Origin of the sequence: Planomicrobium soli (genome assembly GCF_003014655.1) — a bacterium.
In the GTDB taxonomy this organism is placed as follows: domain Bacteria; phylum Bacillota; class Bacilli; order Bacillales_A; family Planococcaceae; genus Planococcus; species Planococcus soli_B.
Map to the genome: position 1 here is coordinate 70,545 of NZ_PYAT01000005.1, position 22,390 is coordinate 92,934.

At 43.0% G+C, this 22,390-nt stretch carries 25 protein-coding genes; 14 read left to right on the top strand and 11 right to left on the bottom strand.

The annotated features are described in order from the left end of the window. Positions 1–32: 32 nt before the first annotated feature. A complete protein-coding gene (locus tag B0H99_RS07830; RefSeq protein ID WP_106533094.1) occupies positions 33–680 on the bottom strand; it encodes an SDR family oxidoreductase in 648 nt (215 codons plus the stop codon). Between the two features lie 133 nt (positions 681–813). Here B0H99_RS07830 and B0H99_RS07835 point away from each other — a divergent pair, with 133 nt between their 5' ends. Next, positions 814–1,092: a DUF6509 family protein gene (locus B0H99_RS07835; protein ID WP_106533095.1), complete on the top strand. Its 279-nt coding sequence runs from the start codon at positions 814–816 to the stop codon at positions 1,090–1,092. Positions 1,093–1,287: 195 nt separating this feature from the next. On the opposite strand, the gene B0H99_RS07840 is transcribed toward B0H99_RS07835, so the two are convergent. Next, positions 1,288–2,025 (bottom strand): SurA N-terminal domain-containing protein, encoded by a 738-nt coding sequence (locus tag B0H99_RS07840; protein ID WP_106533096.1) that lies wholly within the window; start codon positions 2,023–2,025, stop codon positions 1,288–1,290. Positions 2,026–2,414: 389 nt separating this feature from the next. Between B0H99_RS07840 and hisC the strand changes: the two genes are divergently transcribed. The 4 genes from hisC to B0H99_RS07860 all read left to right on the top strand — a co-directional run bounded on the left by hisC (position 2,415) and on the right by B0H99_RS07860 (position 5,348). Beyond that, complete coding sequence (gene hisC, locus B0H99_RS07845; RefSeq protein ID WP_106533097.1) at positions 2,415–3,524, top strand: histidinol-phosphate transaminase; 1,110 nt, start codon at positions 2,415–2,417, stop codon at positions 3,522–3,524. A 137-nt stretch (positions 3,525–3,661) separates the two neighbouring features. After that, the gene (locus tag B0H99_RS07850) at positions 3,662–4,573 is read left to right on the top strand and encodes an NAD(P)/FAD-dependent oxidoreductase (protein WP_106533098.1); all 912 of its coding nucleotides are present in this window, start codon (positions 3,662–3,664) and stop codon (positions 4,571–4,573) included. Between the two features lie 83 nt (positions 4,574–4,656). Beyond that, positions 4,657–4,956 (top strand): hypothetical protein, encoded by a 300-nt coding sequence (locus B0H99_RS07855; protein WP_106533099.1) that lies wholly within the window; start codon positions 4,657–4,659, stop codon positions 4,954–4,956. Positions 4,957–4,979: 23 nt separating this feature from the next. Then, complete coding sequence (locus B0H99_RS07860; RefSeq protein WP_106533100.1) at positions 4,980–5,348, top strand: nuclear transport factor 2-like protein; 369 nt, start codon at positions 4,980–4,982, stop codon at positions 5,346–5,348. A gap of 143 nt (positions 5,349–5,491) precedes the next feature. On the opposite strand, the gene B0H99_RS07865 is transcribed toward B0H99_RS07860, so the two are convergent. From B0H99_RS07865 to B0H99_RS07880, 4 genes are all read right to left on the bottom strand, one after another. Beyond that, positions 5,492–5,977, bottom strand: coding sequence for a DUF948 domain-containing protein (locus B0H99_RS07865; protein ID WP_106533101.1), 486 nt, complete (start codon positions 5,975–5,977; stop codon positions 5,492–5,494). A gap of 204 nt (positions 5,978–6,181) precedes the next feature. Beyond that, positions 6,182–6,754: a 5' nucleotidase, NT5C type gene (locus B0H99_RS07870; RefSeq protein WP_106533102.1), complete on the bottom strand. Its 573-nt coding sequence runs from the start codon at positions 6,752–6,754 to the stop codon at positions 6,182–6,184. Next, positions 6,751–7,854, bottom strand: coding sequence for a bifunctional diaminohydroxyphosphoribosylaminopyrimidine deaminase/5-amino-6-(5-phosphoribosylamino)uracil reductase RibD (gene ribD, locus B0H99_RS07875; protein ID WP_106533103.1), 1,104 nt, complete (start codon positions 7,852–7,854; stop codon positions 6,751–6,753). Before ribD ends, B0H99_RS07870 begins: the two co-directional genes overlap by 4 nt. Continuing rightward, the gene (locus B0H99_RS07880) at positions 7,841–8,602 is read right to left on the bottom strand and encodes a GTP cyclohydrolase II (protein ID WP_106533104.1); all 762 of its coding nucleotides are present in this window, start codon (positions 8,600–8,602) and stop codon (positions 7,841–7,843) included. Before B0H99_RS07880 ends, ribD begins: the two co-directional genes overlap by 14 nt. 250 nt (positions 8,603–8,852) lie before the next feature. Between B0H99_RS07880 and B0H99_RS07885 the strand changes: the two genes are divergently transcribed. The 3 genes from B0H99_RS07885 (at position 8,853) to B0H99_RS07895 (ending at position 10,895) form a co-directional block, all read left to right on the top strand. Then, positions 8,853–9,353: a ferritin gene (locus tag B0H99_RS07885; protein ID WP_106533105.1), complete on the top strand. Its 501-nt coding sequence runs from the start codon at positions 8,853–8,855 to the stop codon at positions 9,351–9,353. 64 nt (positions 9,354–9,417) lie between these two features. Then, the gene (locus tag B0H99_RS07890) at positions 9,418–10,149 is read left to right on the top strand and encodes an ABC transporter ATP-binding protein (RefSeq protein ID WP_106533106.1); all 732 of its coding nucleotides are present in this window, start codon (positions 9,418–9,420) and stop codon (positions 10,147–10,149) included. Further along, positions 10,146–10,895, top strand: a complete 750-nt coding sequence (locus B0H99_RS07895) for an ABC transporter permease (protein ID WP_106533107.1) — start codon at positions 10,146–10,148, stop codon at positions 10,893–10,895. The genes B0H99_RS07890 and B0H99_RS07895 overlap by 4 nt, the downstream gene beginning before the upstream one ends. A gap of 21 nt (positions 10,896–10,916) precedes the next feature. Here the strand turns inward: B0H99_RS07895 and B0H99_RS07900 are convergent, their stop codons facing one another. Both B0H99_RS07900 and B0H99_RS07905 read right to left on the bottom strand, forming a co-directional pair. Beyond that, a complete protein-coding gene (locus B0H99_RS07900) occupies positions 10,917–11,966 on the bottom strand; it encodes a saccharopine dehydrogenase family protein (RefSeq protein ID WP_106533108.1) in 1,050 nt (349 codons plus the stop codon). Positions 11,967–12,166: 200 nt separating this feature from the next. Then, positions 12,167–12,574, bottom strand: coding sequence for a GNAT family N-acetyltransferase (locus tag B0H99_RS07905; RefSeq protein ID WP_106533109.1), 408 nt, complete (start codon positions 12,572–12,574; stop codon positions 12,167–12,169). Between the two features lie 155 nt (positions 12,575–12,729). Here B0H99_RS07905 and B0H99_RS07910 point away from each other — a divergent pair, with 155 nt between their 5' ends. The 4 genes from B0H99_RS07910 (at position 12,730) to B0H99_RS07925 (ending at position 17,390) form a co-directional block, all read left to right on the top strand. After that, a complete protein-coding gene (locus tag B0H99_RS07910; RefSeq protein ID WP_106533110.1) occupies positions 12,730–13,722 on the top strand; it encodes a S8 family peptidase in 993 nt (330 codons plus the stop codon). Between the two features lie 79 nt (positions 13,723–13,801). Then, positions 13,802–15,229 (top strand): anion permease, encoded by a 1,428-nt coding sequence (locus B0H99_RS07915; protein ID WP_245894455.1) that lies wholly within the window; start codon positions 13,802–13,804, stop codon positions 15,227–15,229. A 212-nt stretch (positions 15,230–15,441) separates the two neighbouring features. Beyond that, a complete protein-coding gene (locus tag B0H99_RS07920; RefSeq protein WP_106533112.1) occupies positions 15,442–15,858 on the top strand; it encodes a DUF485 domain-containing protein in 417 nt (138 codons plus the stop codon). Beyond that, on the top strand, positions 15,855–17,390 hold the full coding sequence (locus tag B0H99_RS07925) for a solute symporter family protein (RefSeq protein WP_106533113.1): 1,536 nt from the start codon (positions 15,855–15,857) through the stop codon (positions 17,388–17,390). The genes B0H99_RS07920 and B0H99_RS07925 overlap by 4 nt, the downstream gene beginning before the upstream one ends. Before the next feature lie 152 nt (positions 17,391–17,542). Here the strand turns inward: B0H99_RS07925 and B0H99_RS07930 are convergent, their stop codons facing one another. After that, positions 17,543–18,355 carry an alpha/beta fold hydrolase gene (locus B0H99_RS07930; RefSeq protein WP_106533114.1) on the bottom strand — a complete coding sequence of 271 codons (813 nt, stop codon included), beginning with the start codon at positions 18,353–18,355 and terminating at the stop codon, positions 17,543–17,545. Between the two features lie 142 nt (positions 18,356–18,497). Here B0H99_RS07930 and B0H99_RS07935 point away from each other — a divergent pair, with 142 nt between their 5' ends. Further along, entirely contained in the window at positions 18,498–20,138 is a 1,641-nt protein-coding gene (locus tag B0H99_RS07935) for an ABC transporter substrate-binding protein (RefSeq protein ID WP_106533115.1), read from the top strand. Positions 20,139–20,389: 251 nt separating this feature from the next. Here B0H99_RS07935 and B0H99_RS07940 read toward each other — a convergent pair whose 3' ends face one another. Further along, positions 20,390–20,623, bottom strand: a complete 234-nt coding sequence (locus tag B0H99_RS07940; RefSeq protein ID WP_106533116.1) for a hypothetical protein — start codon at positions 20,621–20,623, stop codon at positions 20,390–20,392. 281 nt (positions 20,624–20,904) lie between these two features. Between B0H99_RS07940 and coaW the strand changes: the two genes are divergently transcribed. Then, complete coding sequence (gene coaW / locus B0H99_RS07945) at positions 20,905–21,708, top strand: type II pantothenate kinase (RefSeq protein WP_106533117.1); 804 nt, start codon at positions 20,905–20,907, stop codon at positions 21,706–21,708. A gap of 34 nt (positions 21,709–21,742) precedes the next feature. Here coaW and B0H99_RS07950 read toward each other — a convergent pair whose 3' ends face one another. Further along, the gene (locus B0H99_RS07950; RefSeq protein WP_106533118.1) at positions 21,743–22,303 is read right to left on the bottom strand and encodes a nitroreductase family protein; all 561 of its coding nucleotides are present in this window, start codon (positions 22,301–22,303) and stop codon (positions 21,743–21,745) included. Between the last annotated feature and the right edge of the window lie 87 nt (positions 22,304–22,390).

Sequence of the window (22,390 nt, forward strand, 5' to 3'; positions counted from 1 at the left end):
TCTTTTTTTCTTCATCGGTAAAGACCTTGCTGCTACAACGATTTCAAGGCATCTTCAATGGCTTGGTCGCCTTGAAGCACCTCGAAGATTTTATGGTGGGTGTTGCTTTTATCAAGAATTTCGACAAGAAGCGCCGCTACGTCGGCGCGAGTAATGGAACGCCCTTCCATTGAAGAAAATCCGTCTTCAGCTATTTCAATTTTGCCGACAGCCTCTTCATTAGCCAAAGCTCCGGGACGGACAATGGTGTAGTCAAGTCCGGTATTCAGCAACAGTTCATCCGCTGCCCGCTTGGCAACAAGATAAGGCTTCATTTCTTCTCCACCAGCATCCGGATTGTCAGAACCCATTGAACTCAACTGTACGAAGCGCTTTACGCCCTTTTCTTCTGCGTATTTTGCCGCTTTGACAGCTCCCCATAAATCGATAGTCAACGTTTTATCAGCACCAGTCGAACCGCCGGAACCGGCTGCGAAAATAACAGCGTCCACGCCTTCATAAGCATCGCTGAAGTCTTCTTCAAGGTTGCCGAGCACAACACGGGAAGCACCGAGTTCTTTCAAGTGCTCAACCTGTTCTTCTTTACGGACCATGGCTGTCGCTTCATGTTTCGACTCAGTCAATGCTTTTACGATTTTCTGGCCAACTTGTCCGTTTGCACCAATTACAAGTACGTTCATGTATGTCCACTCCTTTAGCTTTTTGACTTTTTTATAATTCCCTTTCACGTATCTATCAAACATTTGCTGGTTTCATTCTTTCACTATCAAAAAAAACGGAGACAAGCTAAAATAAAGGGACGGAGGTGTAACAATGGAAATTACAAATCATGTTTTTGAGGAAATAAAAGACCCGACAGGAATTATGGTCGGCAAACGCTACGAATTTTTATTGGACGTCGAAGTGGATGAGGAAGACGAGTTATATACACCGGGCGGCCTTGAGCTGCGGGTTATTCTGGCGGCAGACGACAACGGCACTCGCATTGTTCATTATAACGTTATCGATAAATTGTCTCGCAATGTGCTCGAGTTCGCTTTAGAAGATGATGAAGAAGCGGAAGTGCTGGCATACTGCACGAGTAGCTTATAAAAAAATCCCCAGCCATTCAATTCGGCTGGGGATTTTCTGTGAAATGTGATTCTAAAGATAACTACAGGGTGTAAAACAGTAAAGGCTCCTGCTGAAAACAAGCGGGCGGAATCCTAAAGGAATAAAGCGAATCAACGCCCGCAGAAAGTTCAGATTCTTGGTGGAATATACAGAAAAACTTGATGCAGTTGACCTTTAAATTTTTATTTCGATTTTCGCATCTTTTTTCAATTCTTCAATACGGGCGAATACAGCATCTTGTGTTTTTTGCTGTTCCAGGGATTGGCGGATGGCCGGCTCCATTTCTTTAAGAGCAGGAGCTTTTTGTTCCGATGATTCAACGAAGCTATCATAAGCTTTTTGCACTTCCTCGTCTGTGACTTCGCCGCTTCTAATTTCTTCAGAGACATAACTTTCGTAGACGAGCTGTTCACGGAGCTGATTTTCCAAGTCTTCCATTGTATAGCCGGTAGCTTTCAATGTCTTGTTCATGGCTTCTTCATTTTCAAATTGTCCCTTCATTTCTTCGAGGCGCTCTTTCAATACGGTTTCATCTGCTTTATGGCCTTTCTTTTCTGCATCTTGGATGATGAGTTTATTGCTGACAATTACCGTAATAGCCTGAGATTTTACTTGCTCTGCAGTGTCCGCATTGCTTGTATTTTGGCCTTGGGCAGCAAGAGAGGATTCCAATTGGCGGGCAACGCTGCTGTAGATATTGCCTTTCACTTCTTCCTCATTGACAACTACTGCAACTTCATCATTCTCCGGCAATTCTAGTTCTGAAGCCGGCTGTTCAGTTAAGGTTTCGGGTTGTTCTGCCGTTTCAGGAGCCGTTTCTTCCTTTGATTCCGCTTTTTCTTTATCCGAACACGCCCCAAGCGTCAATACTAAAAGAAAAGGAGCTAAGGTAAATTTCATTTTTTTGATCATGCAAGATCTCCTCTTCGTTTGTCTCGTTACAGTAAAACATATTTAAGAAGGTGAAACAAATAATTGGGCGGTCCTTGCAGATGTTTGATGACGGTTTAAGAAGCAACTTATTTATCTGCAAAGAATTTACAGCCGCCATTCTAGACCATGGTTTCCGTTTGTGAATGGTCTCTATTTTCATTTGATCCAGAATGGAAAGCGGACAAAAGGGAGAATTCACTTTTAATAATTCATAGAAGACTATGACATAACGATATGGTTTGATAAGTAAATAACAAAGAAGCAAATTTGCTGCATTGATTTGGCGGTTATGACTGTTATAATTACCTATGAAGTGAATATTCGTACTTTTTTATAAACTAATAAATCAAGTTTTTGGAGGAATCATCATGGAGCAGACCAATAACATCAAACCGCGGAAAACCTTAGAGTCAATCGAGCCCTATTCACCGGGCAAGCCGATATGGGAAGTGCAAAAAGAGTTAGGGTTGGAGCGCGTTATCAAGCTTGCTTCAAACGAAAATCCGCTGGGACCATCGCCAAAGGCGCTTGAAGCTATCCAGAATGGCTTGTCGGAATTGAACCGTTATCCGGATGCAGACGCATCTATGTTGAAACAGGCTATTGCCGATCAATATGGGGTTCTCCCTCAGCAAGTAATTCCGACAAATGGTGCCGACGAACTTATTACGTTGATTTCTGAAGCTTTTTTAGAGGCTGGAGACGAAGTAATTGTTCCTTCGCCATCTTTTAGTGAATATGATTTTGGAGCGCACATCATGGGTGCGACAGTTGTTCCTGTCCCGTTCGCAGAAGATTTCCGTTATGATGTTGATGCATTGATTGCAGCTGTAACAGAAAAAACGAAACTGATTTATATATGCACACCCAATAATCCGACAGGGACCTATATTTCTAAGCCGGATATCGAAAAATTATTGAATTCGGTAAAGGGAGCGCTTGTAGTATTTGACGCTGCCTATAGCCACTTTGCCGATGAAGCAGAATACACCAGCGGCATTGAGTTTGTCCAGGCAGGTTATCCTGTGTTGACGCTCCAGACTTTTTCTAAAATTTACGGCATTGCCGGAATTCGGGTCGGTTATGGCATTGCGCCAGAATTTATCATCCAAGCGATTTTAAAAGTAAAAGAGCCGTTCAACGTCAACAGCCTTGCTCAAATTGCAGCAACCGCGGCAATCGGCGATACAGAACATGTCCGATCGTCTCAATCGGTCAATAAGGCAGGAAGAGAACAATTATATAAAATCTTCGATAGCCTTGGATTGGCCTACACAAAGAGTATGGGCAATTTCGTTCTTGCACATATAGGTCCGGAAGGTGAAAGAATTTACAAAGAACTGATGGCAAAAGGCGTTATTGTCCGCTACGGCAAAACTTGGGGATTGCCGGAACATATCCGTGTATCAGTAGGAACACCGGAAGAAAATGCGTTTTTCGGCGAAATATTGACTGGATTATTGGCTAAACAAGTATAAGTGGAAGCTGCTCCTGAATAGGAGCAGCTTTTTTTGCGGTTTAGCAAAAAATAAAGAGGGACTGCGGTTGTTCTTGTTTAATAAACAGGTAGAGCGGGAAGATTTGAGGTAACCGATTTATGCGAAGGATGGATGTTATGATATATGATTGCGCAATTATTGGCGGTGGGCCAGCTGGTCTAAATGCAGCTTTGGTTTTAGGAAGGTCTAGACGGAAAACCGTTCTCTTCGACGACGACAATGGACGCAATTTGGTCACTCGGGAATCTCATGGCTTTATTACAAGAGATGGCATTCAGCCGGAAGAACTTAAAAAACTAGCACGGCAAGATATAGCTAAATACGATAGTGTGGAATTGAAGAAAAAAAAGATTGTTCGCGTTGAGCGTTTAAGCGAAACGCATTATGAATTGACGACAGACGAAGGCGAGACGTTCCACAGCATCAAAATTATTCTCGCGGCCGGAGTGAAGGAGAAGCTTCCGAATATCCCGGATATCGAGAAATTTTACGGCACCAGTTTGTACAGCTGCCCATATTGTGATGGATGGGAATTGAAGGATCAGCCGCTTGCCATAATCGCAGATAAAAACGTTTATGCGCTTGCGAAGAAAGTGTATACATGGAGCGAGGATTTAGCGGTATTCACTAACGGAATGGGAAGGCTCGAAGAAGAAGAGAAAGCGAGTCTCGCCAAGCACGGCATTAAAGTATATGAAGATATAATAAGTGGTCTGGAAGGCGGAAACGGACAATTACGCAGTGTTAGACTTGAAGACGGCACATTGATTGATCGGGTAGGCGGATTTACGACTCCGCTATGGAACCATTCCACTTCCTTTGCTGATGAACTTGGCTGTGAGCAGAACAGTTATGGAGGCATCAAAACAGACGAATATGGCCGGACAAATGTTTGGAATGTTTATGCGGCAGGAGACGCTTCGCTCATTGTTCCTTCTCAGCTTGTAATTGCAGCAGGTGAAGGAAGCGCTGCAGCGATCGGTGTCAACGGTGATTTGTCGAACGAATACTTCGACAGTGAAGAATGATATGGCGAAGGTTTAGGTTTCACTTGTTCTAGAACTGCTGCATAAGGTAAACTGCAGGAAACAGAACGTTAGGAGGCGGTGGAATGGACAATTCGAATTTATTGGCATCGATTACGTATATCGATACAGAACGTTCAATTGAAGCCGGTGAAATGAAAATCGTCCATACAGAACATGCTCTCCATTTATACGAAGACACTGTAAGTGCTTCTGCGACACATTTCCACCTGGCGAATGTTTGGGACATGTCCTACCGTTCCTTTTCGGACGAAGCGAATTTACTGTATTTGCATACCCATCGAGGGGTTGTTGCTTATAAAGTGTATACAGACCCCGGACATTTCGTCACCACTTTTAAAAAGTTGAAAAACACCAATTACTGATATGGTCGAAAGGGGAGCTTTCCATGAACAACGTGATCGAAACGGCAGATACTTGGGTTGATAAAGTGAATGCGCAGGATGTGGAAGGCGTTCTTGAAGTATCGGATCCGAACATCGAACTGATAGGTCCAAGGGGTGCAGGGTTCGGCCATGACTTGCTTGTCCAATGGATGGAGAATACAGGTGTGAATTTGCATACGATCACCCGGTACGCCGACGACCACCGCGTTGTTTATGAACAGGAAGCAGTATGGGAAAATCAGGACGGGCATGTTATCGTTTATACGTTCATGGAAATCAAAGATGGCAAAGTAATCCGAATTGAACGGTTCGATAATAGTGACGATGCATTCAGCACAAGTGGTTTAAACGAAGAAAACAAAGTGGCATGAAAGAAAGTAGTTCCAGCTAATGGAGCTGCTTTTTTTAAATATCTATTTTGTAGAGGCGATGAGGCAACAGCAAAGTTTTCATGCATCACTTTTAGAACAAATAAAAAAAGGCAGCCTGTAAGGCTGTCTTTTTCAGTTCTTGTTTATTTTTCTGCCGTTTGTTCATCACCAATTAGTGGTGTTGGATAGTAGGCGGCAGGATCGTTTTTGCGGTTCTTCAAAAATTCCTGTAAATCAAGAAGATCGGACGTGGCATTTTTCCACTGATTGATTTGAGAAATATTTCTCTTGTCACGGTTTGCGCTTGAAGCAATACCTACAGTAACCGTTCGCACGGACGAGTTCAAGTCGAGGAACGAATTCTTTGTACCCCTTGCTGCATCGATCAGAAGCGTGACTTTTTCAGATTTTGCTTGCATGTCTTCTTTCAGTTCGTTTGCATGATGTTGCAGGCTTGTGGCTTCCAAGTTGAGCTTATCTATTCGATCTTTCAGGTTATCTACTGAACCTTTTATTTTTTTCATTGGTCCCTTCATACCTGATACGAAAATGCCAACCCCGATTCCTGCTATGATTAGCGCTATTACAAATATTGCGAGCGCTATGTACAGCCAGACTGTTGAGCTCATTCTGTTTCCTCCTTCATTTTGTCAGTGTGTTAGATGTCCTATACCCGTTATGTACTTTTGTTTAACATCGACTGAATGAAGTTAAGAAGAAAACCGGTTTGGCAAACTAAAGATTTCAGGAATAGCGATAGATGGGAGAAGAGTCGAAAGGCTGTAGACTTTCTCGGTATTGCCGAGCTTGTCTACAGCCTTATCAGGTTATTTTCAAATCTTTTTATTTCGGATTAAATTTTTCAAATCCGCCCATTCTCTAACACGCGGCATGTCCAAGTGGCGGTTATACGATTGGTCTTTCACAAGCACTTTGACTGAGCCCCCGGCTAGCGTATCAAGGACTGCAGGTTTGTCATCGAAATAATAATCCAATTGAAGCTTTTTAATGATTTTTACTTTTTCAGCATCTTTCATGCCACAGAAAAAACGGTCATCCTGTACCGGAAAGCCTTGCCGCTTCATCCACTCTTTTGTATTTTCGCCGTGTTCAGAACTTCGGGCCGTTATATAGTAAAGTTCATGCCCTTCTGCTTCAAGCTGCTGCAAAGCTTCAATTGCCCCAGGATAGGGAGGGCAGTCGGTATAATAAATTTCTTCTACTAAATCGCTCCACATTTTTGAACCTTCTTGATCCGTCATACCAAATGCTCCGTGTATTTCTACGCGGTCGAGAGCATGGAAAACATCAATCGGCACAGTCTGGCCAAGGTTTTTTTGGTATAAGTTGAACGCATATTCACGTAATCCAATCAACGTATCATCTATGTCAAAACCAAATTTCATTTAGCTTCTCCTCGTTTTTCCGGATAGCCCGTGAACCGGAAATCTTTCCCGATTTTTGTGAATTCACCATCTGTCAGTTCTATTGCGTCTTTCATCAGGTCAAAGCCGGCCCCTTCTAAGAATGTCGGTGCGTCTTTTCCGCCAATCAATTTCGGCGCGAAATACAAGACGACTTTGTCGATCAAATCTTTTTCAAGAAATGCCGAATTTATGGTGCCGCCGCCTTCGATAAAGAGGGAAGAGACGGACTTTTCTCCGAGTATGCGGACTACATCTTGCACGTTCACCCGGATTTCTCCACTCGTTTCAAAGACGGAAATTCCTAGGCTTTCGAGCTTATGACGCTTTTTCTGATCGTAATTCCGGCTAGTGAAAATCCAGGTATTTGCTAAACCATCATTTAGAACTTTTGCGTCTAGGGGAATGCGCAGCGTCGAATCCAAGACGATGCGCAACGGGTTGCGGCCATTCGGGATGCGCGCTGTCAATTCCGGATCGTCTTCGATGACCGTGCCTACTCCTACTAGAATGGCCATGTGTTCGCTTCTTAATTGGTGGACGTCTTGCCGTGCGTCGCTTGAAGTAATCCATTTGCTGTCCAAGGAATGAGTGGCGATTTTGCCATCCAATGTAGAAGCGGCTTTCAATGTCACAAAAGGCACCTTCTCAACAATGAACTTATTGAACACTTCGTTCATTTTGCGCGACTCTTCTTTGCGGACACCAATGGTTACTTCGATGCCGGCATCCTCAAGCATCCTTACACCGTTTCCGGAAACAATCGGATTGGGATCTAACGTGGCAATTACTACTTCGCTGATGCCGGCGTCAATAATGGCCTGAGCGCACGGTCCTGTACGCCCATGGTGAGAACAAGGTTCAAGCGTAACGTAAATTGTTCCGCCCTGAGCCAGTTCTCCTGCCATTCGGATGGCATGAATTTCTGCGTGCGGTTCGCCTGCTTTCAAATGAGCGCCGATTCCGACAATACGTTGATGGTTGACAATGACAGACCCAACGAGCGGATTTGGGTCAGTTTGGCCTTTCATTTTCCGGGCATTAGTTAAGGCCAGGTCCATATAGAATTCATGGTGCGACATGCTCATTGGCCTCCTCGTTTTTTAAATGGCCGGAGCGATTGATTTTGGTCTGCAGATAAATTGAATTGAATTCAGACTCATCTCCCCATAGAGATGCTCTTCCGCTAAGCGGCAATCCGGCCTCTTGAAGCGCAGCCATTTTTTTCGGGTTGTTGGTGATTAACGTTACCGGTTTTGAACGCAATGTTTTCAAAACGGCGATGGCGTCTCCATAATTGCGGGAATCATCGACAAAGCCCAGACTCTCATTCGCTTCAACCGTATCATAGCCATTTTCTTGCAGAACATAAGCCATCGCTTTGCTGAAAAGACCGATTCCCCGTCCTTCATGATTTGCCAGATAAAACAAAGCACCTGTGCCAGAATCTACGATTTGCTTCATTGATTGTTTCAATTGGAACCCACAGTCGCAGCGTTTGCTGCCGAAGATATCACCCGTATGGCAAATAGAATGCATGCGGATCAACGCATTATCCGCTTGCTCAAAATCACCGTAAACCAATACGCTTGATTGCTGGTATTCGGCTAAATTGGAAGAAGAGAGCTTTTCGATAATACGTCCGTAATCGTCAGTCACTTCATCGTAATTAAGCCAGCAATACCAATTGAATACGACCGTTTCGTCGTATAAGTTGACCGGCAATCGAATCGGCCCCACCAAGTAGATTGCTCCTTCATCAGAAGGAATCATTTTTATTTTATCTTTTAAAACTTCAAAAACTTTTGGTTCTAATTTCATACTCACCATAAACTTACCCCCTTAAACTATACATTTCTAATTTGTATAGTTATCATACTACAACTACTTACTAAAAGTAATCTATAAAATCTTCTACTTTCTATATTTATTTGAATTAAAGAGAATTAATAAATACTAATAGAAGAAAAGCCATACAAGCCACACTGTTTAAATATTTATACTGTTTTGCAAAGGGAAGATGAATATGATATATTGTCTACATTAGAATGATTCTAAATAAGGAAGAGGAGGAAGACACATGTTACCAGCAAAATTGACATTAGCTTTAAATAATCAGTTTAATAACGAATTACAAGCGGCCCATTCGTACACCGCAATGGCAGCCTATTTTTCAAAAAAAGGGTATCATGGTTTCGCCAATTTCTATTTAGTGCAATCGCAAGAAGAGCATTTCCATGCAATGAAATTTTATCATTTTTTGGTCACTATGGATGAGAAGCCGGTATTGCAAGCCTTGGCAGAACCGAAAAACCATTATGCAGATGCGATGGACGTGCTTGAAAGCTCTTTGGCCCAAGAAAAAGATGTAACAAGCCACATCTATGCGCTCGTCACATTAGCCGCTGACTTGCAGGAACATGCCACTGCATCTTTCTTAGATTGGTTTATTGAAGAACAAATGGAAGAAGAAAAACTCTTCCGCGACATCATTACCCGGATGAAGAACATCGAAGAAGGCGGCGAATACTTCTTGAGAATGAATGATGAATTTGCGGCCCGCAGAATGGAAGAAGGATAAATAGCGAAAAGATGGCACACGCTTTCTTGTGTGCCTTTTTACTGTTTTAAAAGGAAGTGGCAACATGTCGATTGATTACAAACCAGCCGTCCATTTTAATCATGTCAGTTACACCATTGGCGAAAATCAAATATTAAGAAGCATCACCGGTTCGTTTCCAGAAGGTAGAATAACAACTTTGGTCGGTCCATCGGGGGCTGGAAAGACCACCTTATTGAAATTGTGCAACGGGTTGTTATCGCCTACTATGGGTGAGCTGTATGTTCAAGGACAGCTGATCGAGAGCTACGAACCAACTGAATTGCGGCGCTTGGTCGGAATTGCACTCCAAAGTGCCCCGATGATCAGTGGCACTGTTTATGACAATTTAGCTTTGCCGATGGTGCTTCAAAGCAAAAAGTTTTCCAAAGAAGCTGGGAGGCGATTATTGCGGGATGTCGGGCTGGAGGAAGAATTCCTGCAACGGAAGATCAACGATTTATCAGGCGGACAGCGCCAAAAAGTTTCTATTGCACGGACACTGGTAAATCAGCCCAACATTCTATTGCTTGACGAAATTACTTCGTCCCTAGATCGGACTTCGCAAAAGGAAATCGAAGAACTTATCGTTGCAATCAATCGAAAATACGGGACGACCATTATCTGGATTACGCACAATTTGCAGCAGGCACTGGAAATCGGCTATTTTACGTGGGTTATGATGGATGGTGAAGTGGTTGAAACCGGCAGAAGCGAACTGTTGAAGTCGCCGGCTACTGACAAAGCTAGAAATTTTATAAAAGGAGGGGCGGTATGAGTTACTGGACTCTGTCGATTACGTTGATCTTTGTTGCTTTGCCGCTCTTGCTTTCGAAAACGCTGAACCTGGGATTAGAAAGGGATACCATGGTCGCAACGATACGCTCTATTATTCAGTTGCTGGCCGTTGGCTATATTTTAAAATTCGTTTTTGATTCCGAAAGCTTAATGTATATTTTCTTGATGGTCACCTTAATGATTGTCGCTGCCACACACAACGCCCAAAAAAAGGGGGCGGCAATTAGAGGTATTGTCTGGAAAGTAGCCGCAACGTTAGTATTTGTGGAAGTGTTGACGCAAAGTGTCTTGCTTGGTTTTGGGATTACACCTCCTACTGCGCAGTACATCATCTCAATCAGCGGCATGGTTATTGGAAATTCAATGGTCTTATCAATATTATTTCTAAACCGCTTTACTGCTGAAGTTGAAGCGCATCAGGATGAAACGGAGCTTGTCTTGTCTCTCGGAGGAACACCCAAACAAGCAATACATACTCAGTTGATGCATTCCATCAAAGCGAGCATGATTCCGACAATCGAAAGCCAAAAAACAGTAGGTCTTGTCCAGCTTCCAGGAATGATGAGCGGCCAAATTATTGCAGGAGCAGATCCGATTCAAGCGGTGCAATTTCAACTGCTTATTATGTTCCTGCTTTTAACGACTGCTGCAGTGACCAGCATCATGCTTGGGTTTTTATCTTATCCCACTTTGTTCAATCAACGGATGCAACTATTAAAAAACTGACCTGCTATGGGTCAGCTTTTTTTAATCGATTTGAAATTTTCCGGATCCGGGCAACTCTTCAATAAAGTGAGATCCAAAAAGTCCGGCGGGTGTAAAGCTTCCGCCTTTGTGATTGTTTGGTAGAAGCTTTTCTACTACAGCGAGTGATCCATAAACGGTCAAGTCATATACATTAGCGGTTTGGATGCGTACTGTCTTTACTTGGCCCGCTGGGTTTTGCGCTTCTCCCCATACAAAAGCCGGAGCGTTGGACCGCAATGTTTCATCAGGTCCGCTAACATTACGGTCCACCCAATCCGTCAACTTTTTTTGCATAAATGAAGTTGCAAGAACAGGACCAAAGCCGGCGAGTAAGCGTGCTCCTAAAATGCGATGTTTCGGCATTGGAATGTAAGTGGAAATGTTGGGAATGCCGGTTGTGTGGAAAGCCGTCGATACATCTCCCCATGGAATACCCATTGCTGGGCGTGCTCCTCTGCCAAAGTCGATAATCCGGCGCTGGCTTCCAAGGGGTACGGGAGTCAATGCCCCATTTTGGCGTACCGCGCTTCCTGACCCCAATCCTTGAATCATTGTTTTCATTGTTCCTGGAGATATTCCGGAATCTGAATCGAATCCAAGTGAAAGGCGGTTAGCATCCGGCATTAGTTCTTTTAGCTTTAACGCAATACAATCGGTTGGGATAACATCGAAACCGACGCCTGAACAAAGAACGACGCCGTGTTCTTCGGCCAGCCGATTCTTTGCTTGCGTATGTTCGAAAACAGCAATTTCGCCAGTTATATCCAAGTAATGGGTTTTAGCTGCGATACAAGCCTCGATCATAGGGGCGCTTGTGTTGCTGAAAGGCCCCGCACAGTGAAGAACCAAGTCAATGTCTTCGAGAAACTTGGAAGCATCGGCATTGATGGGGAATTCACGAACTTCTAGTTTTAATTTGATGGCTAGAGGCAAAAGATTTTCTTCGCTGCGGCCCCCAAGAACAGGAGACATGCCTCGTTTTACCGCTTCATGAGCAATGAGGTCCCCTGTATAGCCGCTTGCTCCGTAAATCATCCATTTTTTTTTCATTTGCTGTATCCTCTTTTCCGGTTGCTTTTGTACGTGTCGGCATGGAAGTGTAAAGTAATTCCCCTGCAATTTACTTGAAAGCTTGGATTTACACACAGTTGGTTAGCCGCAGCAGAAGCTAAGCTTATTGTTCTTTGCTATCTAAGAAAAGACTGTCCCCATTAGTATAATTTAAAGGCGCCAACTGCGTATAGGAGGCATTACAGGTATTTTTGCATGCCAGGTGCATCGGCAGGACGTGCTTCAAAGCCGTATTTTTTATAAAACCCTATTTTTCCTTTTGCACTTGCCAGCTGAATTTGTTTCATGCCGTCCCTTTGGCATTTTGCTATAAGCATAGTCAATATTTCGCTTCCGATGCCTTGTTGCTGATAATCCGGATGAACGATCATATCGGCAATCAAAGTTTGATAAATTCCATCTGAAATAATGCGGCCTGTTCCAATTAATTGTGCACCGCTATAGGCACAAACCATAAAATAGCTATTGCGGACCGCTTTTGCCAAATTATCCGGTGTAAAGTTGTATTTGGCGTTCCACCCGGTTGTTTCGAACAAAGCAAAAAAAGCTTCTTTTTCAGGAATTGAGTGTTCATAACGTATGCCCATGTTAAGTCCTCCATCCTAGTTGTTTAGTCATTATCATGGCATCTAGTGCTGATAATTGCCAGAAAACTACTAAGAGTTTTCAGAAAAAGTAAAAACGGGAAGAGAGGGGTAGAAAACGAAGCAGCTGATTCGCTTCATACAAAGGAGAGGGTAGAATGAACAAAATCCATCTTATTCCTTATCGCATTGAAGAAATAACCACTGTAGCTCCGCAGGTTCCGGAAGGAGTCCGGATGATCAAAGCCCCGGAAGTATGGGAAAGAGCCGGCAGTGGGAAAAACAATGTTATAGCCATTCTTGATACGGGGTGCCAATCCGATCATCCCGATTTGGAAGACCGCATTATTGCCGGCCGAAATTTTACGCCGGATTACAACCATGACGAAGCAAATTTCGAAGACAATAATGGCCACGGCACGCATGTTGCCGGAACAGCTGCCGCTGCTTTAAGAGAGGATAGCATTGCAGGCGTGGCACCAGAAGCGCAGTTGCTCATTTTAAAAGTGCTGGACGCCGAAGGCAGCGGCGATTACGCACGAATTATTGAAGGGATTCATCATGCAATTGATTGGATGGGTCCAAATGGTGAGAAGACAACTGTTATTTCAATGTCGCTTGGCGGACCGGATGACGTGCCGGAACTTCATGAAGCGATTAAGCGCGCTGTAAACGAGGGAATCCCGGTCGTTTGCGCCGCTGGAAACGAAGGTGATAACAGCCCGCAAACCGATGAACTAGGTTATCCGGGCGCGTATAAGGAAGTTATTCAAGTTGGTGCTGTGGATTTTAACCGGAAAATTGCGTCGTTCAGCAATACAAATGACGAGATTGACCTTGTGGCTCCTGGTGTTAATATACATTCAGCTTATTTGGAAGGCAAATATGCCAGCTTGTCCGGAACATCGATGGCGACGCCTCATGTTTCAGGTGCTTTAGCTCTCATTAAAAACATTGCTGAAAAGGAGTTTGCCCGCAAACTGACAGAAGCGGAATTGTATGCCCAGCTTGTCCGAAGAACTGTACCGCTCGGTTATCCGAAAACAGCTGAAGGAAATGGGCTGCTGGAACTGGATGCTTTAGAGAGACTTGAATATTTATTGGCGGAACCAAACGCTTCTTTGGACTTAGACAATGAAGGAGGCGTATAATCTATAAGGGTTTATTGAAACTTATAAATCTTTGCTTCTTTATTAAGAAGTTGACAAGTTATTGAGGGGGAAAACAGCAGTGTCTACAGAGATAAAAACGGGAGAAGTAAATTGGCGCTCCCTTTTAATATGCGTAGCGATCGGCCTCGCATTGTGGTTTGTTCCAGCACCTGGCGGGCTAGATGCCGAAGCTTGGCATTTGTTCAGTATTTTTGTGGCGACTATAGTGGCGCTGGTGATTAAGCCGGTGCCGATGGGCAGTACAGCGATTATTGCCTTGACGCTTATCGTATTGACGAAAACATTAACGTTAGAACAATCTTTAAGCGGGTTTCAAAATACTACCATTTGGTTGATTGTTATTGCTTTCTTTATTTCCCGCGGCTTTATCAAAACAGGTCTCGGGACAAGGATCGCTTATATTTTTGTCCGGCTTTTCGGGAAAAAAACATTGGGATTGTCTTATTCGATGCTTTTCAGCGATCTTATATTGGCACCTGCAATGCCTTCTAATACCGCACGTGCCGGCGGAATTATCTTTCCGATCATCCGCTCGCTTTCCGAAACGTATGAATCGAGAGCCGGAGACGGCACAGAGCGGAGAGTCGGAGCCTTTTTAACAAAAGTATCTTTTCAAGGCGATATGATCACTTCAGCTATGTTTGTTACTGCAATGGCCGCCAATCCATTAGCGGTTCAAATTACGCAAGATATCACGGGTGAAACGATCACTTGGGGAGGATGGGCGTTGGCGGCGATTGTGCCGGGCCTTATCAGCCTCATTATAATTCCATTAGTCATCTACAAACTATACCCGCCGGAATTAAAAGAGACTCCAGAAGCTGCTGATATTGCCGGCCGGAAGTTGAAAGAGATGGGACCGCTAAAACGCGAAGAAAAGTTCATGATCGGCGTGTTCCTCTTATTGCTTACTCTTTGGATTTTCGGCACCAATTTTGGCATCAATGCTACTACAAGTGCATTTGTCGGTCTTTGTGTGCTCTTGCTGACACAAGTTCTTACTTGGTCAGACATTAAAAAAGAAGAAGGAGCTTGGGATACGCTCGTTTGGTTTGCTGTACTGGTCATGATGGCGAGTTATTTGAATGAGCTGGGAATGATTCCATGGTTCAGCGGTCTCATGCAAGAATCAGCAACTCAATTGTCCTGGATGGCGGCGCTGATTGTGCTGGCAATTGTCTATTTTTACTCCCATTACTTTTTTGCAAGCAACACTGCGCACGTCAGTGCGATGTACGCTGCGTTCTTGTCAGTTATTGTAGCGGCTGGGGCACCGCCTCTTCTTTCTGCTTTAATACTGGCATTTTTCAGTAATTTGTTTGGATGCTTAACTCATTATGGAGCTGGCCCTGCACCGGTCTTTTTCGGAAGCGGCTATGTAAGCCAACAAAAATGGTGGATGCTAGGATTTATCATTTCCATTATCCATATCATTGTGTGGATAGGCGCTGGAGGGCTATGGTGGAAACTTCTGGGCCTTTGGTAAAGATGGGAAGTATAAAAACTGAAGGATAAAACATAAATCAAGAGTTCCTCTTCTAATTAATAGGAGAGGAACCTTTTTTTGTTAGAAGACCTTTTTTAAGAGCCGAACAAAATTAGCATACCAACCGGTATTTTATTTTATTGACTTGTAAAATTATACATGTTTTAATTGTGTTTAGATTCAGAAAATTAAATTATAAAGGGGTGTTACTAATGGCGAAAACTGTTGCGGGAGGCAAAACGCGTGTTGTTCAAGGCGAGAGTAAAAAGCGCAATCAAGAAAGCGGAACAGTAAAAGGAAATAATGTTAAAGAAGCAAAGCCGGATTTCGATGCAATTGAGGCATCTGCAAGCTTCAGAGAACTGATGAAAAAGAAAAAGGCGTTTTTAGTTCCGACGACAATCTTATTTTTAGGTTTGTATCTTCTTTTTAACTTTATTATTTCGTATACCAATTGGCTGGAAAAGTCTTTTATCGGGGATATTTCCTGGGTATGGGTATTTGCTTTTGGACTATTCGCTATGACTTGGATACTTGTAACCGTTTACATGAAACGGGCGGAAAAGTTTGATGAAATGGCTGTAAAAACACTAAAAGAATTCAATTACGATAAGGAGGAAAATCTATGAATGCTACGGTAATTGTTATTTTTTTAGTGATTGTAGCGATGACTCTGGTCATCACTTACTTTGCGGCAAAACGGACAAAATCGACCAGTGACTTTTACACAGCTGGCGGCGGTTTATCAGGGTGGCAAAATGGATTGGCTATTGCGGGGGACTACCTGTCTGCCGCTTCGTTTCTCGGGATTGCAGGATCGATTGCACTTTTTGGTTTTGATGGGTTTTTGTTTTCCATCGGTTATTTAGTCGCTTACTTAGTCGTTTTGTTTATCGTAGCAGAACCGCTTCGCAATCTTGGGAAATTTACGCTGGCGGATATGATTAATGCCCGTTTTGACGCCAAAAAAGTTCGCGGTGCGGCAGCATTAAGTTCAATAACCATCGTTATTTTCTATATGATTGCCCAATTAGTAGGAGCTGGTGCACTTATACAATTATTATTTGGGATCGATTACTTATGGGCCGTTTTGCTTGTAGGGATTATGATGACAATTTATGTATTGTTCGGCGGGATGACTGCAACAAGCTGGGTCCAAATCATCAAAGCGGTTTTGTTGATGGTTGGTACTGTAATATTGTCATTCTTGGTTTTACAGCGTTTTGATTTCAACATCTTGGAAATGTTCACTCAAATGAAAACTGCAACGCCTCATGGTGAAGCATTCTTGAATCCAGGAGTAAGATATAAGATCCCTCTGGATACCATTTCTTTAATGCTGGCATTGGTACTTGGTACAGCAGGATTGCCCCATATCCTAATGCGTTTCTTTACTGTCCGTGACGCCAAGACAGCGAGAAGTTCAGTTATGTGGGCCACTTGGATTGTCGGTATTTTCTATGTTATGACGATTTTCCTTGGATTTGGGGCAGCAGCCTTTGTGGGTTCTGATCTGATCATTGCGACAAACCCGGCAGGCAACATGGCGGCACCACTTCTTGCTCAGGCCCTCGGCGGCGACATTCTCATGTCCTTCATTTCAGCCGTTGCCTTTGCAACTATCCTGGCGGTTGTGGCTGGTTTAGTTTTATCGGGAGCATCCGCTTTTGCTCATGATATCTATGGCCAAATCATTAAAAAAGGAAAAGCGACAGAAAGGCAACAAATGCTGGCCGCCCGATATGCATCTGTTGGGGTAGCGGTATTCTCGATTCTCCTAGCGATTTTTGCGCAAAGCTTGAATGTGGCGTTTTTGGTATCGCTTGCCTTCTGCATCGCGGCAAGTGCGAATTTGCCGGTCATCATCTACACGATTTTCTGGAAGAAGTTCAACACAACGGGTGCGATTTCAGCTATCTTTACAGGATTAATTTCTGCATTAATTCTCGTGTCGATCAGCCCAAGTGTCATGAATCCAGAAGCAGGTGCGGCCATTATCACAGGCACGCCACTCTTCCCGTTAACAAATCCGGCAATCGTTTCGATTCCGCTAGGTTTTATTGGTGGGGTGGTCGGTACGCTGCTTTCAAAAGAAAGCGACGTCAGAAAATATTCCGAAGTCAAAGTCCGGGCCAATACTGGAGGCTTCAGACAGCTTTAAACTAATCTCGTCCTTTGTAAAAGCCGCCCTCTTCATGAAGAGGGCGGCTTTTTGCTGGGATTGATTTCGAAGCCTCAAGATATGGCTGCTTACATAATGATGCTTGGATAAAAAAACAAGCCACTGCCCTTATGGAAAGACAGCTGCTTGATTTATTTCTGCAAAAACCTATGAATAACCTCGTTAAACTGAGGGAAATGGCGCGGCGGCACTCTATGGGATGCCCATTTTATATACTTTATCTCGGTTTGGGGAGCGGCTTTTTGAAAATCTTTCCGATAATGATGCATGGCCACTTCCAGTGAACCATAAACTAAAAGAATGGGCATCTGCAGCCGGTAAAGTGAGGAGCTGGCATTATAATGAAGCCCGGCCTTGCAATAGTCATAAACTCTTTCTGCATCCGCACGTTTACCATAATCAAAAAAATCTAATTCATCTTCTTTAAAATATTTATGGGACTTGGCCTGTAACTTAGCGAGCACAGGGACTTTCTGGAGTTTTGCCATTGCCATGGCAAAACGGATCAAACTCATTAAGTTGGGGCTATTTACTTGAGCATAACCTCCACTTAATATCAGTGCGTAGGTTCTTTCCGGATAGAGCAGAGCGAACTCCTGAGCAATAGTTCCGCCGTTGGAAAAACCGCAGATAACGGCTTTTTCTATGCCCATTCTATCAAGCAGTATTTTTAAATCATTTGCAAGCAGCAAGATTGATAAAGGTTTCTGGCCTTTTGAACTGCGGCCGTGGCCCCGAAGGTCATATAGAATAATTTGATAATGATCGGAAAGCCTTTTTTGATGTTTAAATACACGGTGGCCAATGACAGGTGGATGGATGAATACAATGGGCAATCCGGCGCCAGAAGTTTCATAATATAATGATACGGCATCTTCTGTAGTTACATACGGCATAAGCAGGCTCCATTCTAGAGTAAATTCACCGACGAAAAACAACTGCATGATGGTTTCCTATACCCTTATTAATAGCAGATAGACAAATTAAAAGCATATGGAAAATAGAATTTTGATTATATTGTAGATAATTGCTGACAAATTTCGTATAATTAAAAATATTTCGAAAACCGAAAAGGGGGAAGAAAAGATGAATAAAAAATTAGTTGGCTTGTTTCATTTAATACTGGTTTTTGTCTTACTGTTATCCGCATGTTCCGGAGGGAACGAATCAGCGCCTTCTGAAAGTGGAGGTACAGTTTCGGAAGAAGACAAGCAGGGTGGGACGCTTGTTTATGGACGTGGAGCTGATGCTGTCAGCTTGGACCCTATCAATGTAACGGATGGGGAATCCATACGCGTGACACACAATATTTTTGAAACATTGCTTGAATATGATGAAAACTTGGAACTACAGCCGAAGCTGGCAACTGAATATAACTCAAGCGAAGACGGATTAACATGGACATTTCAATTGCGTGAGGGAGTCAAGTTCCATGATGGAACAGATTTTAACGCAGATGCTGTCGTATTTAACTTCGAAAGATGGATGGATCCGGAAAATCCTTACCACAAAGGAGATTTTCCTTACTACCCTTTTCTGTATGGAGGATTTAAAGGGGACGAAAACCATTTGATCGAACACGTAAAAGCAACTGGTGAGCATGAGCTTGAAATTAAGTTGAAGCGGAAAACCGCTCCTTTTTTAAGCTATTTAGCTATCTCTATGTTTGGCATCGCAAGCCCGGCCGCAATTGAACAATACGAGGGCGAGGTAAATGAACAGCCTGTCGGTACAGGGCCTTTCGTATTTGAAGAATGGAGCCGAAACAATACCATTACATTGGCCAAAAATCCGGATTACTGGATGGAAGGGAAACCGTATTTGGATAAAGTGATCTTCCAGGTAATACCGGAAAATTCAGCTCGGCTAAATGCGTTGCAGACTGGGGAAATTGATGTATTGGATGGCATGAACGCGACTGATACGAATGTCGTTGAAGAAACACAAGGGTTGGAGCTGCTGAAACGCCCGAGTTTTAATATCGGCTATATGGCTTTCAATACAGAGAAGGAGCCATTTGACGATCCCAAAGTGCGCCAAGCAATCAACATGGCCATCAATAAGGAAGAAATCGTCAATGCCTTTTATAACGGCCTTGCAGATACCGCTACAAGCCCGCTGCCTCCGTCGCTATGGGGTTATGATGACACGTTAGAACCTTATGAATACAATGTAGAAGAAGCGAAAAAACTATTGGCGGAAGCAGGGTACGAGAACGGTTTTGAAACCGAATTGTATACAATGAGCAATCCGCGCCCTTATATGCCGGAACCGGTAAAAATTGCAGAAGCCATTCAATCGGATTTAGCTGAAGTCGGCATTACGGCTGAAATCAGGTCCTCGGAATGGGCGACTTATTTGGATGACACGAAACAAGGCAAACACAGTATGGCGATGTATGGCTGGACTGGTGTTATGGCCGATCCGGACAACTTCCTATATCCGAACCTCAGCAAAACCAATACAGAAAAGCCAGCACAAAATATTGCTTTCTATAAAAGCGATGAATTTACGTCGTTAATTACAGAAGCGCGTGAAACGATTGATCAAGATAAACGCATTGAACTGTACAAACAGGCACAGCAGCTTTTCCAAAAAGACGCTCCGTGGGTCATGTTAGCTTATACTACACCGCCATTAGCACAGGTGGATTATGTGGAGGGTTATGAACCGCACCCGATGACCAATGACTTACTCACTGATGTTTATTTGACGAACCAACAGTAGTATAGAGTTATGCACAAAACAAGCCACTTCTTTTTATTCATAGAGAGGTGGCTTGTTTTATGCGTTTATGCTGCCTGTGGTATGTGTGCCGATTAAGACCCCTGAAAGGGCAATGGAGGATGTTCGCGAAGCATATCTGCAATTTTTTAGCAGAAGCCGCATAGTTTTCTTCGTAAGCTTTTACTTCAATATCGTACAGTTTGTTTTACATGTTATTCATCCAGCACGATAATGAAGCTTTCGTTCTAATATTACATGAAAGTAAACAATGAAAATATGGAGAAAAGCAGAAGCAGGTTAGCAGCGAAATATTTCCACATATTCAACTTCCGGTCTTCATCAAAAATGAATACTTCAATGATTAAGGCTGTTACCATTAGGTATAAAAATTCATACCTTGCGGATAACGAGGCACAAGAAAACCCAAGGACCAAAGTAACGCAAATAATAAGCGGCAACCGTTTATTGTCCATAATCATCTCCATAAATCAGTCTCCTTTTAGGTAATATAGTTTATAATCCACTTCATATTTCTCAATTTAAAGAATATACTGAATATATTGTAAAATAAAACCTAGGTCATTTCTAGTATAATTTTTAAAAAATTGGAAGTGCATCGAAAAATATGCCATAGGACAAATTAGTATGATAAAATTCCTTTTGTGTGCATAAAAGAAACTTCCTGAAGATAAAATATTTATTCTCCTTATAAGAAAACAAGCTGGTATTTTCTGGATGGAAAATGCGAGAAAGAGCAGGTGCAAAAATGATTTTTGGAATAGATGCAGGCGGTACGCTGATTAAAGTGGCTTATGCCAAAAATGGTACGCTTCAATTCACCAAGTTTCCGATTGCTGAAATTGAGAAAGTAGCTTCTTGGGTGAACGAACAAAGTGAAAGCCGAGTTTGTATAACCGGAGGGAAAGCAGGAGTTCTTCTTTCTTTGTTAAATAAAAAGGCCAAGGAGATAATGGAGTTTGAGGCAACTCATCTTGGTGTGAAATTCTTGCTAGAGCGTATGGGACGGGTGGAAGACTCCTATTTGGTCACGAATGTCGGGACAGGAACGTCTATCCACTGCATCGAAAATAATCGTCAAGAACGTATTGGGGGAACTGGTGTCGGAGGTGGAACTCTGCTCGGTTTGTCACATCTGTTAACGGGTGTAACCAATTATGAGGAAATTGTAAGAATGGCTGGCACTGGATCCAGAGATCGAATCGATTTAAAAGTAAAACATATATATGAAGGAAAAGAACCTCCAATTTCCGGTGAGTTAACGGCAAGCAATTTTGGAAATAACCTTTTTAGTGTAGCGGCGGAATTATCAAGAGAAGAATTGTTGGCTGCTGTTCTTGGTCTAGTCGGTGAAACCGTCAGTACAGTCAGTGTTCACGCTGCTAAACAATGCGGGGTTTCGACCATTATCTACATTGGGTCGTCATTCTTCGAAAATCCGCTGTTAAAAGAAGTTGTAACCAGCTACACCGTGTTGCGTGGTGCCCAACCGTTATTTCTTGAAAATGGAGAATTCTCAGGAGCAGTTGGAGCCCTTTCCTTAGTGAAATAAAAAAGATGGCGCAAAATGCGCCATCTTTTTATATTTATTCATTGATAATAATCAGTTTTTCGCGGATATCGGTCCGTGGCCGTTTTTCAGGAACGTGTTTTGGATAGCCGATCATTAATGTTGCCACAATTTTCTCGCCGGGCGTGACACCAATTGCATCTCTGAACTTTGGATCGTAAATCCAATCGTTTGAACGCCAAATCATGCCGATTCCGCGCTCCCATGCAGCTAGCTGGAAGTTCTGGATCAGAGAAGAAATGGCGCCATAGTCTTCATCCCATCTTCTTTGGCGCGGATCTTCCGGCATGATTACAACTAAATGAAGCGGAATGTCACGGAAATATTGCGCTTTGTTCAATACTTTCTGCGATACATATCCCTCGATTGTTGGCATAGCATTCACATAAGCTTGAACAAACTTTTCTTTCCCAGCACCCGTATACAATTGAAAGCGCCACGGCTCATTGACTTTATGATTTGGAGCCCACTTTGCGATATTCAATAACTCGATAATTTCTTCAACGTCCACAGGATCTTGCTTGAAAGCTTTGATTGTCCGTCTGCTGATGATATTTTGATCTACTGCATTCAACATCTTTGTCTCTCCTTTAATAAAAAAATTCGTTTCTTTAATAAAACCAGTCTTAAAGGGGAATAGCAATAAAAGCGTGTCAAAAATGAC